The sequence below is a fragment of the Novosphingobium profundi genome (assembly GCF_018491765.1).
GTDB classification, from domain to species: domain Bacteria; phylum Pseudomonadota; class Alphaproteobacteria; order Sphingomonadales; family Sphingomonadaceae; genus Novosphingobium; species Novosphingobium profundi.
The window spans coordinates 136,634-154,498 of record NZ_JABWCU010000006.1 but is presented as its reverse complement, the minus strand read 5'-3'; the positions used below and the strand labels follow the sequence as shown (position 1 = coordinate 154,498).

The following is a 17,865-nucleotide window of genomic DNA, read 5'->3' as shown; positions in this document are numbered from 1 at the left end:
GCTCGACAGCCCCTCTCGCGCATGCCAATCATCGGGCACTCTACGGACAGGCCCGATGACCCCCAGCACGATCCCCACGTTCCTCCTCTACGGTGAAGACCCCGGCGATGCACCCGCGCAGTTCGGTCACATAGAGACGATCGCGGCGCGCAGTTCGCTGCTCGACTGGGAAATCGGCGCGCATCGCCACCTGCACAGCGTGCAGATCCTGCTGGTATCGCACGGACAGGTCTCGTTTCGCTGCGACGGGCGCGCGGAAGACCTATCCGGACCCTGCTTCATGGCCATTCCCATCGGCAGCGTGCACGGCTTCCACTTCCAGCCCGAGACGCGCGGCTTCGTCCTCTCGCTTTCGGGCGGCTTCCTGGCGCGCGGGACATCGCCAGAGGACCCCTTGCGGCGCATGCTGACGCTGGGGGCGAGCGGATCGATCGCGGCCAGTGCGACCGAGCGCGTCGACTGGCTGTGCCGCGAGATGCTCGCGCTCCAGACCGACTGGCGCAGCCCCTCGGCCCTGTTCCTGGCGCTAGCCGAAGCGCTCGTGCGCAGCCTGGAAGAGCGCGGGGCCGCCGAGCGCCCGACGCTTCCCGACGACGCGCGCCTCGCCGGCTTCCGGCGGCTGATCGAACAGCACCTGACCGAGCACCGCCCGGTCGAATGGTTCGCCGAACGGCTCGGCGTCAGCGGCAAGACCCTGACCCGGATCTGCCGCCGCACGCTCGACTGCACGCCCAGCGACCTCATCCACGCGCGCCTGCTGCTCGAAGCCCAGCGCCTGCTCTGCTTCACCAGCGCCAGCGTGGTGCAAGTGGCCGAGGATCTCGGCTTCTCCGATCCCTCGTACTTCTCGCGCTTCTACAAGCGAATGAGTGGGCACCGCCCGCAGCAGGACAAGTCCGGCGCCGCGCTTGCAACGGCCGGGGACGCCGCCACCCAGCCGGGCGTCCCCGACGCGCTCAAGGCTTCAACGTGAAGGCCGGCAGCGCGACGGCCTGGACGCCCTCGACCGTTCCGGCATCGACCCCGACGCCGATCCGGTACGTGCCCGAGGCGATCGTCCAGGCCTTCGCCTTGGCATCGAAATCGGCGAGCAGACGCGGGTCGATCGGCAGCGTCACCGTCCGGCTCTCACCCGGCGCCAACGCGACCTTGGTAAAGCCGAGCAGGCGCCGCGCCGAACCACCCGGGCGCGCGACGAGGTAGAGCTGGACCACGTCGCTGCCCGCCACCTTGCCGGTGTTGCGCACGGTCACGCTCGCGCTCGGCGCCTTGCCGCCACGTAGCTTGAGCCCTTCGTGCGCGAAGCTGGTGTAGCTCTCGCCATGTCCGAACCAATAGCGCGGGGTCGCCCCCTTGCGGGCGAACCAGCGATAGCCGACGTCCGCGCCCTCGATGTTGTAGTCGACGTCGACCTTGGTGCCCTCGGGTTCGCCCCAGCCGGGGATCGTCGGGCGCGGGAGCTGGCTGGCGCTCGCCGGCCAGGTCAGCGGCAGTCGGCCCGAGGGGTTCACCTCGCCGAACAGCACGCGCGCGATCGCCTCGCCGCCCTTGTTGCCCGAATACCAGGCCTGGACGATGCCCTTGACCTTGTCGGCCCAGGGCATGTCGACCGGATTGCCCGTCTGAAGCACGACCACGGTGTTGGGATTGGCCTTGGCCACCGCCTCGACGAGGGCGTCCTGCCCGAAGGGGAGCGACATGTCGGGCACGTCCTCGCCCTCGCCCGAGGGCTGGTAGACGAAGACCACGGCTAGGTCGGCCTTGCTCGCCGCCTGCGCCGCCGCTTGCGGGTAGAAACCGGTGTCGAAGGTCACCACCGCATCGCTCGCCTTGGCCTTTTCGCCGGGGTAGATGCCCATCGCGGCCTGCGAGGAGGCCCCCACCATCTCGCGGATTGCGGCAAGCGGCGAGGAGGGATGGAACACCACGCGCGCGAAGGCCGCCATCATCCCCTCGCCGCCCAGCGGCACGCTGCGCGGCGGGAACGGGCTCTCCTGGTAGGGTGTGCTCACCTGCGAGGAGCCGGTGCCCGAAGGTACGCCCGCATCGGCATGGCCGCCGATCACCGCGATGCGCTTGGCGGTGCGGGCAAGGGGCAGGATGTTGTCGCGGTTCTGGAGCAGGACGATGCTGTCCTCGGCCTCCTTCTGGACCGTCTTCATGTGGGCGGCGAAATCGATCGGGCCCTTGACGGGGGGATTGTCGAAGAGGCCATGCGCGAACATCGCCGAGAGGATCCGCCGAACCGCGTCGTCGAGACGCGCCACGGGGATCGTCCCGGCTTCCACGCCCGCCTTCAGCGGCTTGTCGAACCACACCTGTTTGTCGAGCTGCTCACCCGACTGCTGGTCGAGCCCGGCGGTGAAGGCCTCGAGGCCATGCACCGCCCCCCAGTCCGACATGACCCAGCCCTTGTAGCCCCAGTCCTTCTTGAGGACGGTGTTGAGCAAGTGGTCGTTCTGGCAGGCGTAGACGCCGTTCACCATGTTGTAGGCGCACATCACCGAGCCGGGGTCGCCCTGCTCGATGGCGATTTCGAAAGCCAGCAGGTCGCTTTCGCGAAAGGGCGCCTCGTCGATCACCGAATTGGCGGTCATGCGCAAGTGCTCCTGCGCGTTGATCGCGAAGTGCTTGATCGTCGAGACCACGCCGGTCGACTGGATACCCGCGATCGAGGCGCCCGCAAGCGTGCCTGCGAGCAGCGGATCCTCGCCCAGATACTCGAAATTGCGCCCGCCGCGCGGATCGCGCAGGAGGTTCACACCGCCTGCGAGCTGGACGTTGATGCCCTTGGCGCGCGCCTCGGTGCCCACCACCTGGCCACCCGCTCGCGCGATCGCCGGATCGAAGGTCGCCGCCAGCGCCAGGCTCGAGGGAAGCGCGCTCGACAGGTCCTTGTCGCCGCGCACCGATCCCGGGTTGGTAACGCCCAGGCTCGCATCGGATTCGTTGATCGCGGGGATACCGAGGCGCGCGTTGCCGGGAATGAAGCCGGCCGAGCCGATCGCGCCTTCGGGCAGCGTCGCCCCGCCGAAAGGCATGGCCATGGGTCCGTGCAACATGGCGATCTTCTCGTCGAGGGTCATCTGCGCGAGCAGCAGGTCCGCACGGCGTTCGGCCGGCAGCTTCGTGTCCATCCAGGGGCGCTCCTTCACGGCAACAGGGGCGCTCTTGCCCGAGGGTGCGGCCTGCGCCGCCGCGGTGAGCGAGGGGATCAGGGACGATGCGAGCAGCACGGCGATCGCCGTTCCGGCCGTAAGCGCGGATTTCATCAGGGTACCTCCGGGAAAGAGCCTGGCCCAGGCATGGACCTCTCGGCTCGAAGACTAGCGACTTTTGCGATTACATCTATGGGCTTACGTGGCAAATTCACACAGCGGGCAGACAGGCGCAGAAGTCCTGTCGTCCGCCATGCGAATCCGGGTTCAATGGAAGGCCTTGGTCAGCGAGAACTGCACGATCGGCCCATAGGGATTGGCGTTGCGCATATCGATCGCGCTCTGCCCGCTGAGTACGATGGGCGGATCGGCGTCGAACAGGTTCTGCACCGTGGTCGAGAAGCGCACCCCGCGCATGAAATCCCAGCGCGCGTCATCGTCGAAGGCAAAGCCGATCGAGAGATCGAAGGTCGTCCACGAGGGCACCTGGCTGTTGGGCTGGACGACGTTCTGGATCGTGATCGGCTGGTCGTTGAGATAGCCGCCCACGTGGTTCATGTAGAGCGTCGCCGAGAACGGGCCGTTGAGGTAGCCCAGGTTGCCGCGCGCACGGAAGCTGACCGGATAGTTGATGCGATCGAGCGCGTCGAACGTGGGCAGTCCGGGCGCCAGTTGCTGTTCGTTCTTGAGGATCTTGGTAAAACTTCCTCCGAGCAGGAACGTGCCGAGGTCGGTCGGGATCATGTAGTCGGCCTGGAAGTCGATGCCCGTCTGCACCGCGGTCGCCACGTTCTGGTAGCGCCCGTCGAGCACCACCGAAATACCGCAAGGGTTGGTGATGCTGGCCGAGCCGTACAGGAAGTTCTCGAGGAAGGGCACGAGCGCGGGGTCATAAGTCGACGAGTTCCCGTTGACGCACGAAGCCCCGTTGGAAATCGGCACGATGTAGTCGCTGTAGACGCTCGCCGTCTCGGGGCTGGTGAGGAACGAGGCCCAGGGCACGCCCAGGATCTGGTCCTTGTATTCGATCCGGTAATACGTCCCCGAGATCTTGAGGCCCGGGACGTAGCTGGGGGTGAAGTCCGCGCCCAGCGACCAGGTCGTGCCCTTCTCGGCCTTGAGCTCGGGATTGCCGCCCAGGCGTATGAGGATGTTGGAATAAGGCAGACCCGCGATCAGCGCGATGTCGTCGCGCCCCGAATTGTTGGGATAGACCGGCACCTGCACCGCCACCGAAAACAGTCCCGGCTCGAGTTCGGGCAGGCCCGGTGCCCGGAACGAGGTGCCCCACGAACCCCGCAGCGCGAGGTCGTTGTTGATCGTCCAGGTCGCGCCGATCTTGGGGTTCACCGTCCCCCCGAAATCGGAATAGTCATCGTAGCGGATCGCGGCGTTGACCAGGAACTCGTCCATCAGCGGCACGTGCATGTCGGGCGAGATAACCGGCACGTAGAGCTCGCCGAAAGCGGCGTACTGCGTACGCGTGCGGCGCGAATTGGCATCGTTGCTGGCATCGAGGATGTTGTCCGGCCCGCGCGAGGCCCCGTTCTGCAGCTTGTTGATGGTGAAAGTGTATTCGCCGCCCAGCGCCATCTTGACGGTGCCGCCCGGCAGGTCGAACAGCGCACCGTTCACCTTGGCCACCACGTCGTGGAAATAGTTCTGCGAATACTGGTAGTTGGTGCCCAGGATCAGGTCGAGCTGGTCCTGGGTAAGTTGCGCATCCGAATAAGGGTTGATCAGGCCCTGGTTGACCGCCGCGTTGAATGCGCTGTCGCTGTCGCCGTTCACGAAATTGCCAAGGTAGCATACCCCGCAGGTCTTGTTCTGGCCGTAGGTGTAATAGACCTCGCCCTCCCAGTCGGAGAACAGCTTGGCGCGCAGGCCCGTGGTGGTCGAAATCGTCTCCTCGGGGTTGTAGTTGATGAAGGCCGGGCCGTTCGCCATGTGCGCGGCAAGATTGTACTGCACGGTATAGGACGAGCCCGCGGCCACCCCGGGGATGCCTTCGATGTAATAGGGCGTGCCGGGCTGGATGGTCACGTCGAACGAGGAGGACGAGGTGTTGTTGGGCAGGAACGTGCGCGTCCAGAGCTGGCGCTTGTTGTAGAAGGTCTGGTTGTAGAACTCGAGGTCCTCGGTCAGTTCCTGGTTGAGGTAGACCACCACCTGGTTGCGCCGCGACTTGGGCAGGAAGTCCTCGTAGTCCGACCGGTCGACGAGGTTCGCGCTGTCGGCGATGAGGCTGTCGACCGAGGGAACCCCGGTGGTCCCGGATGGAATCGCGTAATAGATGTAGCCGCCCGCCTCGGGGAAGGCCGGATTGGTCGCGCCGGGCTGGCCGAAGGCGCCCGAGGGCACCACGATGTTGCCCGGACTGCCCGGCGAGGCAACGTTGCCCACGATCCGGAAATCGGCACCGCCGTAGCGGCGCAAGTCCTGGCGCAAGTAGGGAATCTTGCCACGCGCGACGTAGCCCCGCTCCGAATGCTCGTAGGCGACCATCACGCTGCCTTCGCGCCCGTCGAAATCCCAGGCGAGGCCCCCGACTGCACTCAGCGCGAACTCGTCGTAGTACTTGTTGAAGTTGTAGCGCCCGCCCAGTTCGATCCCGTCGAACTTCTTGCGCAGCACGTAGTTGACCACGCCCGAGATCGCATCCGAGCCGTAGATCGCCGAGGCTCCGTCGGCGACGACCTCGACCCGTTCGAGCGCGGACACCGGCACCTGCACCGCATCGGTGAACGAATTGGCCGCACCCGAAGGCGCCACGCGGTGCCCGTCGACGAGGATCAGCGTCGCGTTCGAGCCGATGCCGCGCAAGTTGAGCGTGGTTCCGCGGTTGCTGTTGCCGCTGGCATTGGCGTTGGCCCCGGTCGCGGCCTCGTCGAAGCCCAGGTTCTGCATCTGGGGCAGCGTGCGAACGACGTCGGCCACGCTGTTCTTGCCGGTCTGCAGGATCGCGTTGCGGTCCATCACGACCGCCTCGCTGCCAACCGGCTTGACGCCCGAGATGTTGGTGCCGGTGGACGCGGTGACGATGATCTCGCGCTCGAACGCGGGATCGAGGTCGCTCTTGTCGGTTATGCTGGCGGGGTCCTCTGCGTCGGCGCTGTCGGACTGCTCTTCGCTCGTCCCGGCCGGCTGCGGTGGCGGCGCGGCCTGCGCGTGGACGGTGGCCGCCCCCAGCAAAGCGCGCGCAAGCACGAAGCTTCCGACACCCGACGACAGGCGGAAAACGCGTTTTGGATCAAGCATTGACCCCTCCCATTTGTTTTTTGCCCCGGCCCCGTCTTTTTCGCGGAGGCCCTTGAACCGACGGACGCCCCTATGTGCCCGTCGCCTACTTGGCTAACGCGAATTGCCACATGTTGTAAAATAAAAAATACATACTGAAATTTATACGCAACCTGAAACGACAGCGCCCCCACAGGATCGACACGGTGCCCGAACGGTCGCGCACTTGCACCATGGGACCCTGGGAAAAGCCTCAGAACAATCGTTTAAAAACGCATTTTTTCGCTATTTATCATAGGCAATGAACATTGAGGTGCACTGCAACACGCGGATCAAGCGGAGCTGGGTCAAGGCTTGGCCAACCCCCGCCAGCGACACGCGCGACGCGGCAATCCCAATTTAATTCATTATAAAAAAAATTTATTCGCGCTCAGACAGGAGGGGCTTTTCGAGGGGCACGGTCACGCGCCTCGCGCAGCTTGGGCAAGGGCTCGAATCGAATGGGCCACGATGGCACCGAAAGGCGCCTCGAGCGCCTCGGCTCAGCTGTCCAGCGTCGCGACCGCTCCGGCATCGTCGCGCAGCCGCAGGTAGAGCTTTCCCTCGGCCGGGCGCGGCACTTTGACGTCCTCGCCGGTAAAGCCCGGCGGCACCGAGATGGCCTCGTCGAAACCGGCGTGGCCCGCCACCGCCGAAACCAGGAACAAGTTGCGTCCCGTCAGCGTGCACGTCCCCACCCCGCCCTTGGGACAGGTCACCCCCTCGATCCGCGGCAGGCGCACCAACGTCGCCAAGGGCTGCCAGTCGCCCGCCACCCCGCTCTCGACGAGGCGGTAGCGCAAGGGACCGTAGCTCCCTTGCGGCAGGACCGAGGAATCGAGGCGCCCGACGACGACCCCCGGGCTCGAGGGCACGAGGCCCTTGCCGATCGCGAGCCGCGCGAGAGCCGCACCCGAGGAAGGAGCGATCTCGACCGCCACGTCGCGCGTGAAGGGCTGGCCCGCGGCGCCCTCGAGCGAGAAGACGAGTTCCCCGCCCGCGGGCAAGAAGTCGTCGGAGGTAAGCACCAGCGCTCGCTCGCCTTGCATGGGAGCGGGCAGACGCACGCTGCGCGACAGGACATGCGCGGAGGGACGCGGCGGCGCGACGCTGGTGGCAAGCGCAATCGTGCGCCCGCTGGCCAGCTCGACCTGGGCCTGGATGGGAGTGCCGGCCTTGGGCAATTCCCCGCCCGCGACCGCGAGGCGCAGCACGTCAAGCCCGTCGCTGCGTTCGAGCCCCTCGGCCACGGGCGCAAGCACGAGCGATCCCGCCGTGATCTTGCGGACCTGGTCGAGCCGCTGGCCCGAAAGCTCCGCCAGCCTATCGCCTTCGTGCAGTTCGAGGGCGTCGATGCGGCTGGTCTCGGCGCGCGTGTCGAGCGTGACCGAGACCGGCTGCGCCACGCCCTGCAGGTGCAGCGTCAGGCGAACCGGGCCGGGGCGGGCATCCTTGAGCGGGACGGGAACCGCCAGCCGCTCGTTGTCCTTGACCGACCATTCGAGCGCGCGCGGCGCTCCTGCGCCCTTGACCGCGCCCTCGGGCTCGAGCGTCACCGCGCTGACGCAGCCCGGCGCGCCCCCCGCGAGCAACGCGGTGCTGTCGCGTCCAAGCACGAGCGCGCCCTCCTCGCCCACCGGCTGCCAGTCCGAACCGTCGGGGCGCTGGAGCACGAAGTCGGGCCCTTCGAAGGGCGCAAAGCCCCACTGGCCGTGCAGGTGCGCGCGCAACGACCCGGTGAAGCCCTTGGGAATCGAAGCGGAGTCGAACACGTATCCGCCCCGGTCGGCCTGCGCCGCGACGGGAATGTCGAGGCTCTTGCCGTCGCTCGCGGTGACCCGCAGCGCCATGGCGTGGGCAAAGTCGGTGGCGAAGACCAGCGGCGCGCCCTCGACGGGCAACACCACACTGCCCTGCACCGCGCAGATCGGGGCCGGACTCTTCGCGCGCAGCTGCGGCGGCACGTCGGCCTCGATCGCGGGCATGCCCACCACCATCACCGACTTGGGCTTGGCGAAGGAAGGCGCGGTGTTGAGCAGCAGCGAGAGCTCGTCCTTGCGCCGCATCGCGAGCGCGGGAAGATAGCCGAACTGGGGGTTGTTGAAGGCGCCGAGCAGGCGCGCAATATCCCGCGCGACGCCGATATAGGCGCTATAGGTGCCCGATCCCGCCTGCGGCGTGGCGCTCAATTGCAGCGCGAGATCGGTCGGCGTGCCCGTCAGCGTGTCGGCGAGCGAGCTGGTGTGCAGGTCGCTCAGCACCAGCGAGGAGCGCCCTTCGACGAGGCACGAGGCCTGTTCCTCGAGCACCTTGTCGAGGCAGTCCTTCTGCAGCTTGATGCCCAGGCTCGAGGCAAGCACCGGCGCCACCTTGCGCAGCGCCTCGGGGTTGCGATCGCCCTGCGCGCGGATCGAACCCATGAAAGTCTCGAGCCGCGCATGGTCGAGCGAGGCCTCGTAGAGCTCGCCGCCGGCGCGCACGAATTCGCCCGGCTTGCCCTGCACCGCGTCCTCGAGCACCCCTTCCGCACCCTGGGTGCGCGGCACCAGCAGCGACACCATCTGGCGCGCGCCCTCCGGCACCGTCAGTTCGAGGGTGTTGTCCTTGGCCTTGGACTTCCAGCCCTGCGCGGAGTGGATCCACTGGTCGGGCGGGGGATTGACCGCACCGCGCAGGAAGGCCGTGACGAGGAGGAAGTCGCTCGCCCGGTCCTTGACCGCCTCGTCCTTGTCATGCTTGCCGTGCTTTTCGTCGCCATCCTTGTCCGAAGGCAACGGCAGGTGCATCGTGATGGTATCACCCGCCTGGAGGTTGGGCACTTGCGCAATCGGCAGTGTCTTCCCGCCGCGCGTGACCTGCATCAGGAGCGCCGGGCCGCTCAGTTCGAAAGCCGCGTTCTTGTTGTCTTGCGCGGCAAGCACCGAGCCCGTGCCAGCCAGGGCAATCCCGGTCAGCAGCGCGATCCGCGAAGGACGCACGAAACGACGGGGGCGGGAGTGGACACGGGATAGGGAGGCAATGGACACGTCAGCGCTGTTCCGAACTGGGATATCGGGCCGGGCGATCGGCCGAGGCCTACCCTTCGCGCATTGCACGATGCACCCACGGGACAGGACAACGGTCGAACCACCAACCCGCAGGAGGGATCCGGGTTCCGGTCCTAGGAACAGGCGAGGCCCAGCGTCAAGAGAAGCAGGCCCCACGGCGGCTCGGCCCGTCGCAACTGCGCGGCGGGCCGAGCGCGGTTCAGTGCTGGGCGCCTTGCGCGCGCACGTGCTCGGCAACGGCCCGGACATGGTCGCGGCTGAGCCCGGCGGCCATTTCCTTCATCTTGCCCTCGGTGAGCACCGAGACGATGCGCTCGAGCGGGTAGGTTGCCAAGACCGTCACCGGCGGGGCGCCCGAACTCGCCGCGCTGTGGCAACTGGAGCAGCGCGCGTCGTAGACCGCCTTGCCCACCGCCGCATCCGATGTCGCCACCGCCTTGCGCACCGGGGCATCGGCGAAACGGGGCGTCGTGGCGGTGCGCAGGCCAAAGGCCTGGAGCCGGTCGGTGCCGACGATCACCATGCCGTCCATCGCCGCAACCTCATTGTACTTGCCCGAAGTGTAGAGCGCATTGCCGCTGTTCCACAGCGGCTTCAGGGTCTGCGCGTCGAAAGCGTGAAGGCGCGCGCCGGGCGCGTCCTTCTGGTAGACGTCGACGCTGCGCGGGGCGTTGGGATCGAGCACCCAGACCACACCGCCCTCGCCGCCGTGGCTCGTCACCACCGGCGGGCCGGGGTTCTGCAAGGTCACGCTCATCTCGCGCGCGTCAACCCGCAAGTAGGCGTCCTTGCCCGGCTCGGCCACGACCCGCGCACGTACCAGGCTGGGCGGCACGTTGGTGCCGAAATCCTCGCCCTCCTTCGCGCTGCCCGCGAAGTAGAGGTAGTCGGCCCCGTCGCGGCTGCGGAAATGCGCCAGAACGCTGCGGCTCTTGGCCGAATTGCCCATCCCGATGGTGTCCGAATAGGGCCCGAACACCAGCGTCGGCCCGCGCGATCCGAATGCGGGCTGCACCGCCGGATCGAGCAGCGAACCATCGCTCGCTGGATCGCTGCTGCAGGCGTGGCGGCGCGTCACGTTGCCCGGCATGTGCTCGCGGTCGAGCAGGTAGGCAAGGCCCTGTTTGGCCGCGCCGAGGCCCAGCAGGTGCACCGTGCGCGAGCTTCCCGCGGGCAGGTCGAAGGCGACCACCCCGCTGCTGGCAATGTCGATGTCCGAGGCCGCCGTCTGGCAGTAGTTGAACGGCGAGAAGGCGCCGATCAGCGTCAGGCCCGTGCCCGGCCCCTTGCCGGGCTCGTCGCGCAGTTGCAGGATCGACTGGCCCCAGGCGTGGTCGACATCGGGATAGATGCCGGGAATACCGCCCTGGTTGAGCGCGTTGAGCACGCTGGCGCCCGAGGCGATGGCGATGCGCCCCTCGCCATCGATCGCCGGGCCCGAAGCACCCCACATGCCGCCCTGCTGCATCGTCTCGCTGGGCATCGAGGAAAACGCGCTCGTGATGGCTGGCTTCGCGCGACCATCGGCCCCGGTGTCGAGCGAAACCAGGAAGCCCTGCATGTCGGGCCCGAAGGCGACGTAGAGCTTGCCTCCATCGGCCGAGAGATTGAGCGCGCCGCGCTGGAAATAGGTCTGCCCGGCCACGAAATGCGAGGTGCCGTTGCGGTTCACGTCCGCCGTCACCGTGCGCGCACTCACTTCGAGCGGCCAGCCGGCGATCTCGGCGCCGGTGCGCAAGTCGAGCGCGTGGACGTCCCAGACCCAGTCGTCGCGGCAGCTCGTCACGTAGAGCCTTCCCGCCGCGCGGTCGATCACCGGGGTCGAGAGATTGCCCATCTGCCCGTCCTGGCAAGGGGTTTCGGTGAGGCGGCGCTTCCACAGTATCGCGCCCGGCGCCGCGCCCGCGTTGCGCCCCGCGTCGGGCCCGGCGTGGATGGCATAGGCATAGCCCGTGCTCGTCACCGCGAAGGCCAGCGGCAGCGCCTTGCCCGCGAAGGGCCCTGCATCGAAGGCGAGATCGGCGATGTAGAGCGGCGAGGCGAAGAGGCGCGCGGGCACCTCGCCGAAGCCGTCGAGCACCGGCGACTGCCAGATCTGGCCGAACGCGGGCCCCGCGACCGCCTGCGGGGTCAGCTCGCTCTCGCCGTCGTACCAGCCCTGGCGGCCCGCATCGTAATGGTAGGTGAGCTTGTCGGCCTCGCGCCGCGTATCGGCGCCCGCGCCCTGCGACAGCGCCAGGGCAAGGCCCGCCAACCCCGCACTCGCCGCCAGAGCGATCCGAACCGGCTTCATGCCGCGTCCTCCGGGCTGGAATGAGGCACGAAGCGCCAGATGATCAGGGCCGCCATGGCCATGAGCGCAGCCGGGACGTAGCCGAAGGCGTAGCGGATCGCCGTGACGGCCTCGGCGCTCTGTCCCAGGTGTTGCTTGGCCGCGGCGGAATCGAAGCCGCCCAGCGTCAGGATCGCGCTGACGACGAGCGTACCGCCCAGCGCAATTCCCGCTTTCTCGAGCATCGACCAGATCGCCGCGAAGGCCCCGGCGGTGTCGCGCCCGCTCGCCTGGCGCGAGGCGGCCATGGCGTCGGTCAGCAGCGAAAGCGCGATCAGCCCCCAGCCCGAGTTGAACAGGCCAACGAAGCCCGAGCACACATACGTCACCCATATCGAGCCCGGCCCGCTGCCCGCGTTCGACCAGACCAGCAGCGTCGCGACGTGGCCGAGCGCACCCAGCACATAGGCGTTGCGCTTGCCCACCCGCTTCGCCACCCAGACCCAGAACGGCGAGGCAACCAGCACCACCCCGCCCGCGATGGCGACGAGGATGCCCAGTTGCACCAGCGCGTCGGCGCGGCCCATCGCATAGGTGATGAAGAAGGCGAGCGCGGCCGAGCAGGTCCCCGCCGCGACCGTCATGCAGATCGCCGAAAGGCACAGGATGCGGAACGGGCGGAAAGCGAGCGTGCCCAGAAGGACGCGCAAGGTCAGCTTGTCGCTGCCCGCCTCACTCACCGCCACCTTGCGCACCGCCGCCCAGGCGGTGACGAGGCTGATCGAGGAGACCACCCCCAGGAAGGCCGCCCCCGCGACATAGGCCAGGCGGTCGCCTCCCATGCGGTAGATCAGCCAGGGCGTGAGCGCCGAGCCGAGCAGCAGCCCCGCGCCGGTCCAGGCGTGCTTCCACGCCATCAGCACGGTGCGCTCCTGCGGGTCCTCGCTGATCTCGGAGAAATGCGCGAGGAAGGGCACCGAAAAGCTTGCGAACGTCAGCATGTAGAAGCTGAACGTGGCGATCACGTAGGCGACCTGGCCGAGCGTTCCGGCCAGGGGCACGAAGAAGGTCGCGATCATCGCGACGGGCGCCAGCGCCGCACCGACGAGCAGCCAGTTGCGCCGGCGGAAGCGATGCAGGTTGCGGTCCGAGACGATGCCCACCGCGAAGTCGGATAGCGCGCCGACGAAGACCTTGGGCACGAAGATCGCCGCGCCCGCAATCGCCGGCGCGATGCCGATAATGCTGGTGAGGTAGAACAGCAGCAGCATCATCGGCGCGTCGCGGAACAGCTGGTTGCCGATATTGCCAAGGCCATAAAGCGCCTTGGTGCGGGTGGGCAGCCCGCCCACCTTGACCGCGGCGGCTTCGGGGGCGCGCAAGGCTTGCGCGTGAAGCGGCTCAGCCATGGTTCGCCACTCCGTTCCCCGCCCGCTCGGGCAGGCCCGCTGGGCCCGCCACCGGCTTCTTGCTATCCATGACCGCTGCTTCCCTTTTTTCGCGTCTTTTGCCCGGATCGGGGCCGCACCTTGCCGGGGCGAACCTGGCCCGCAAGACTTCAGCCTCCCTGCTACCAAGCCGGGCGCCGCGAGGGTCCCCAAGTGCAGCGCCTGTCCGCACAGGGGATAAACGGCCGCGCGCTGCCCGCGGCCGAGGCAAGGTTCAGCGCGCGCCCTCGAAGCGGTATTCGGCGAGGATCTCGACGATCTGGCCATGCCCGTCGACCCGCGCGACGCCGATCCCCTCGACCGAGCCATGGGCCGCGGGAGGGGTGCGCTGCGCCTCGGCAAGCCAGTCCTCGAGAGCCGGGCTGGTCTCGTTGGCAAGCAGGGTCAGGTGCGGCTCGAACTGGGTGAACACGTTGGGCGAGCCGTAACGCTCGAAGAAGGGCAGCTTTTCGGGGTAGGCGCTCATCCACTCGGGCGCCGTGCCCCCGGTGCGGCGAAACGGGGCGGCGGTCACCGTCACCAGGTCGGCGAGCTGCTGCAACGCGCGCGAGGGCTGGACATGGAGGAAAATCCAGTTCGAGGCGGTGCGCTCGGTCCCCGCCACCTCCAGCGGGAAGGCGCGGCCTCCCTTGGCCAGGGCTTCGATCGCGGCCAGCAACGGCGCCTCGACCCCGGCATCGTAGCGCGTGAGGTAGAGCGTGACGTGCGGCGCCTGCCCTTTTGCGTAGAAACTGGTCATGCCGTGACGGGCAAGGCTCGTGCTGGCCTCGGCCACGGCATCGACCACGCGGGGCGAAGGAATGGCATAGATGTCGAGGCTCACCTCGGGCGGGCTCTCCTGCGCACCTGCAGGCATGGCCAGACCGAGCGCGGCCAGCAGGCCAAGGGTGATCGCTCGCAGCTTCATGTCAGGGTTTCCTTCGCAGATGACAGGGCCTCAGGCACCGGGATGGTAGCGCGTCTCGACGTGCCCGGTCAGGTCTTCGGGGTAGAAGTAGACCTTGCGCAGCTTGCCCTGCGCGTAGAGCTCGATCTGGTCGTCGAAATGGGGCGAGGCCGGATTGCCGCTCTCGCCCCCCGCCGTCACCGCGAAGGCGCGCAGGCGGGGCCCGAACTCGACCACCGCGACGAAACTGTTGCCGCTCGTGCCATAGTACTTCTTCGTGTCGGGGTAGGTCTTCGCCCCGAAGGACGCGAGCGAGCCCCAGACCGAAGAGACGAAGGGCACCGGCAGGCTGGGTTTGGCATCGTCGAAATGCGGGGTGATCGCATCATCGAGGCGCTGGAAGCGGTTCACGTCGCCCCAGGCGACGCGCCAGGTGCCGAAATCGCGTTTGAGGCGCGCGACACTGGCGTGAAGCGCGGCAAGCCGCGTCGCCGCGTCAAGGTCCTGCGCGATGTAGTCGGGCAACTGCTTGCGCGCGGCCTTGGCGGCGGCGCGGTGGTCCTCGCCCAGGGTATCGCCCCAGAACACCGCCAGCGTGGTCGCCTGCGAGGCATAGCCCCAGCGGCAGTCCCAGCCGCGCAGCAGCGCAATCGGCTCGGCGAGCTGTGCGCGCAGCGGGTCGCTCGCAGGCAACGCGTCATAATCGGCAAGCAGATGTGGCAGCAGCATCGCGAAAGCGGGCAGATGGCTGTCGAACGCGGCCGCGATCAGCGCCTCGGGGGTGAAGTCGCGCCGCGCCGCGAGCACCTCGTCGGCGTGGACGCCGCGATAGTTGGGGCCGAACTGGTCCATGTACTTGGGAAAATCGGCGGCCTTGGGGCTGTCGGGCCCGGCCGCGTCCCAGGGCCAGTCGTTGGTGTTGTGGACCCAGCCCACCTTGGGATAGATCGCGGCGGGAAGCGTGTCCAGCGTGTGGAGCCCCTTCCAGTCGGTCGCGGGGTCGGCGCCATCGACGGTCCGGGTGTAGTCGAAGGCGTCGTCGCGCAGCGGCACGAACTGGGGGTGGAGATAGGCGATCTCGCCCTTCGCGTCGGCATAGATCGTGTCGTTCGAGGAATTGGCCTTGCGTTCGGCGACCTCGAGGAAGCCTGCGAGGTCTTCGGTCTTCGTACGCAGCCAGGACTGTTCGAGCGCGGGCACCGGCTTCCACATCAGCGCCTGCGCGATCCAGCGCCCGTCCGCCTCCTCGGCCACCACCGGCCCGTGGGTCGTGCGGTAGACCGGGAAAGTGCGCCGGGCGATCTCGCCCGTGGCGGTGCGGTAGGCAAGCGTCACCCGCGTCTGTGTGACCGGGCGCAGTTCGTTACCGTACCGGGTGAAGAGCTTGCCATCCTTGCGCACCACCGTCTCGGCGAAGGCGTCGATATTGTCGACACCGGACGAGGTGTGCATCCAGCCCGACCTCGCGTTGAAGCCCTGGTAGATGAAGAACTGCCCCCAGGTGCTCGCGCCATAGGCGTCGAGGCCCTCGTCGCTCGTCATCTGCAGTTCGGAACGGAAGTAGAAGCTGGTGTGCGGGTTGATCAGCAGCAGGGCGTGGCCATCGCGCGTGTTCGCGGGCGCGATGGCCACGCCGTTCGAGCCGCTCGGCTCGCGCTTGACCGCCCCGGTCTCGCGCGCGGTGGGCGCGATCTGGCGGTGCTCGTAGAAGCCCTGGAGGCGGGTCAGCGGGATCGAGCGCTCGATGTCGCCGCCGATGCTGCCCTCGGTGAAGGAAAGCGCCATCCAGGGCTCGAAGCGGGTGAGCACTTTCGGGCGCACTTCGGGGTGGCACGCGAGGTAGTAGTTGAGCCCGTCGGCCCAGGCCTGCATCAGCGCGCGCAACCAGCTCGGGCTCGCCACGTACTGCGCCTTCAGCTCCTCGGGATCGACGTAGAGACGCTGGCGCAAGTCCTGCCAGATCGCCGCTTCGCCCTCAGCCTCCGCCACGCGGCCGAGTGCGGTCAGGTAGTTCATCTCGATACGGGGAAAATCGTCCTCGGCCTGCGCGTAGATCGCCCCGAACACCGCATCGGCATCGCTAGCGCCGTGGACATGGGCGATGCCCCAGTCGTCGCGGGTGATGGTAACGGCGGCGGCCTCGCGCGCCCAACGCGCCGCTTCGGCGCGCGCGTCGGGCGCGGCGGCAAGGGCAGGAAGCGGGGCCAGTCCGGCGAGCAAGGGGAAGAGACAAGTGGCAGCGCGAAGCGGAAAGAGACGAAGCATGGTTCCCTCCTGCTATGCAGCCCGAAGAGGTGTGGCAAGAGGTGCGGCAAGGCGCGAAGGCCGCCAATCGCGGGAAAGTCCCCAGAACGCGGACTTGGCCAGGCTGCGCACCTGCGCTAATCGGCGCTCCCACACCGGCGAGGCAGGAGGACGCCATGGCGCAATCGACCCGCGCGACGACAACGCTCGAGAAGGCCGGCGTTACCTTTACCCTGCACGCCTACGACTACGACCCGGGGGCGGACAGCATTGGCCTTGCCGCCGCGCAGGCGCTCGGCGTCGATGCGGGGCAGGTGTTCAAGACGCTGATGCTGCTCGCCGACGGCAAGCCGGCCTGCGTGGTCGCGCCGAGCAATGGCGAGGTCTCCATGAAGAAGGCCGCCGCCGCACTCGGGGCCAAGGCGGCGGCGATGATGAAGGCCGACCAGGCCGAGCGGCTCACCGGCTACAAGATCGGCGGCATCAGCCCGTTTGGCCAGATGCGCCCCGTCCCCACCGTGATCGACGAGACCGCGATCCTGTGGGACGCGATCTTCCTCAACGGCGGACAACGCGGCCTCCAAGTCCACCTGCCCGCAGACGAAGCCGTGCGCGTGCTCGGCGCCCGTTTCGCCGACATCGCCGCCTAGCCGCCCAAGCCCCCTGCCTGCCTCAGGTGATGTCCCCCGCCAAACACGGGGGGAACCCGTTTGACGCGTGGTTCGCCGCTCCATAGCCGTGGAAGCTGGGCAAAGGCGGGGAAGCGGCATGGATAACCTATCGAAGTTCAGGGCTCGCACCGTGCCCCGACTGGCGCTTGCCTGCACCCTCGGGGCCTCCATCGCGCTGGCAACGCCGCTGCGCGCCGAGGAAGACAAGGCGAGCGAGCCATCCAGCGAACAGGCCGCCGAACGGGGGAAGGCCGCCGAGGACCCGACCAAGATCGCCACCAAGGCAGGGGTTTCCTATTCGGACGAACTCTCGGCCTCGGGCTCGGTCGCGGTTGGCCCCAAGTTCAAGTTCAACGGGCGCATCGCGAAGTCGGGTCAGTGGTCGGCGGGGGCCTCGTATCTGTTCCCGGTCGCGATCCTGACGCTGACCGCAGGACGCAGCGAACTCGACACCGGGGTCAAGCAGACCCGGCTTTCGGTGGGGGGCTTCGTGCCGCTCAGCCAGCTCGGCCTCAAGACCGGCAGGTGGCAGTTCTTCGCCCCCTTCGGCTATTCGCATACCAAGAGCGAACAGGCAGTGACCGACCTCGACATGCAGGACGGCATTCCCGTCTCGATCAGCTCCGACAGCGTCTATGTCGGCCTGTTCACGATCCGCCCGCTCTCCACGCGCCTGACCCTGCTTGCGGGCGCGAACTATACCCGCGGTTCGCACGACTATTCGGGCATCGCCGCGGCCGGCGGCCTGTCCTACCACCTGACCGGGCGCGATACCGTCTCGGTGCGCGGCAGCTACGTGCACAACTCGTTCGGCCAGAAGCAACGCATCGGCATCGCCTACCAGCACGAGTTCTGAAGCCCGC

At 67.8% G+C, this 17,865-nt stretch carries 10 protein-coding genes; 3 read left to right on the top strand and 7 right to left on the bottom strand.

What is annotated here, in order from left to right; all coding sequences use genetic code 11:
- Window positions 1-55: 55 nt before the first annotated feature.
- Complete coding sequence (locus tag HT136_RS07365; RefSeq protein ID WP_214198926.1) at window positions 56-973, top strand: helix-turn-helix domain-containing protein; 918 nt, start codon at window positions 56-58, stop codon at window positions 971-973.
- On the opposite strand, the gene HT136_RS07360 is transcribed toward HT136_RS07365, so the two are convergent.
- The 7 genes from HT136_RS07360 to HT136_RS07330 all read right to left on the bottom strand — a co-directional run bounded on the left by HT136_RS07360 (window position 957) and on the right by HT136_RS07330 (window position 16,352).
- Complete coding sequence (locus tag HT136_RS07360) at window positions 957-3,272, bottom strand: beta-glucosidase (RefSeq protein WP_214198925.1); 2,316 nt, start codon at window positions 3,270-3,272, stop codon at window positions 957-959. The two genes, HT136_RS07365 and HT136_RS07360, sit on opposite strands and share 17 nt — an antisense overlap.
- Window positions 3,273-3,425: 153 nt before the next feature.
- A complete protein-coding gene (locus HT136_RS07355) occupies window positions 3,426-6,416 on the bottom strand; it encodes a TonB-dependent receptor plug domain-containing protein (protein WP_214198924.1) in 2,991 nt (996 codons plus the stop codon).
- 521 nt (window positions 6,417-6,937) lie between these two features.
- Window positions 6,938-9,460: a hypothetical protein gene (locus tag HT136_RS07350; protein ID WP_343222133.1), complete on the bottom strand. Its 2,523-nt coding sequence runs from the start codon at window positions 9,458-9,460 to the stop codon at window positions 6,938-6,940.
- 220 nt (window positions 9,461-9,680) lie between these two features.
- A complete protein-coding gene (locus HT136_RS07345) occupies window positions 9,681-11,774 on the bottom strand; it encodes a c-type cytochrome (RefSeq protein WP_214198923.1) in 2,094 nt (697 codons plus the stop codon).
- On the bottom strand, window positions 11,771-13,162 hold the full coding sequence (locus HT136_RS07340) for an MFS transporter (protein WP_214198922.1): 1,392 nt from the start codon (window positions 13,160-13,162) through the stop codon (window positions 11,771-11,773). The genes HT136_RS07345 and HT136_RS07340 overlap by 4 nt, the downstream gene beginning before the upstream one ends.
- Before the next feature lie 253 nt (window positions 13,163-13,415).
- Complete coding sequence (locus tag HT136_RS07335; RefSeq protein ID WP_214198921.1) at window positions 13,416-14,108, bottom strand: 2'-5' RNA ligase family protein; 693 nt, start codon at window positions 14,106-14,108, stop codon at window positions 13,416-13,418.
- 30 nt (window positions 14,109-14,138) lie between these two features.
- Entirely contained in the window at window positions 14,139-16,352 is a 2,214-nt protein-coding gene (locus HT136_RS07330) for a penicillin acylase family protein (RefSeq protein ID WP_214198920.1), read from the bottom strand.
- Window positions 16,353-16,507: 155 nt separating this feature from the next.
- On the opposite strand from HT136_RS07330, the gene ybaK reads away from it, so the two are divergent.
- Complete coding sequence (gene ybaK / locus HT136_RS07325) at window positions 16,508-16,981, top strand: Cys-tRNA(Pro) deacylase (RefSeq protein WP_214198919.1); 474 nt, start codon at window positions 16,508-16,510, stop codon at window positions 16,979-16,981.
- A 118-nt stretch (window positions 16,982-17,099) separates the two neighbouring features.
- Complete coding sequence (locus tag HT136_RS07320) at window positions 17,100-17,858, top strand: hypothetical protein (RefSeq protein ID WP_214198918.1); 759 nt, start codon at window positions 17,100-17,102, stop codon at window positions 17,856-17,858.
- Window positions 17,859-17,865 lie beyond the last annotated feature (7 nt).

Bases quoted from the DNA above. Each gene is read 5' to 3' on its own strand.
- HT136_RS07365 (WP_214198926.1), top strand. From the start codon at position 56: ATGACCCCCAGCACGATCCCCACGTTCCTCCTCTACGGTGAAGACCCC.
- HT136_RS07360 (WP_214198925.1), bottom strand. From the start codon at position 3,272: ATGAAATCCGCGCTTACGGCCGGAACGGCGATCGCCGTGCTGCTCGCA.
- HT136_RS07355 (WP_214198924.1), bottom strand. From the start codon at position 6,416: ATGCTTGATCCAAAACGCGTTTTCCGCCTGTCGTCGGGTGTCGGAAGC.
- HT136_RS07345 (WP_214198923.1), bottom strand. From the start codon at position 11,774: ATGAAGCCGGTTCGGATCGCTCTGGCGGCGAGTGCGGGGTTGGCGGGC.
- HT136_RS07340 (WP_214198922.1), bottom strand. From the start codon at position 13,162: ATGGCTGAGCCGCTTCACGCGCAAGCCTTGCGCGCCCCCGAAGCCGCC.
- HT136_RS07335 (WP_214198921.1), bottom strand. From the start codon at position 14,108: ATGAAGCTGCGAGCGATCACCCTTGGCCTGCTGGCCGCGCTCGGTCTG.
- HT136_RS07330 (WP_214198920.1), bottom strand. From the start codon at position 16,352: ATGCTTCGTCTCTTTCCGCTTCGCGCTGCCACTTGTCTCTTCCCCTTG.
- ybaK (WP_214198919.1), top strand. From the start codon at position 16,508: ATGGCGCAATCGACCCGCGCGACGACAACGCTCGAGAAGGCCGGCGTT.
- HT136_RS07320 (WP_214198918.1), top strand. From the start codon at position 17,100: ATGGATAACCTATCGAAGTTCAGGGCTCGCACCGTGCCCCGACTGGCG.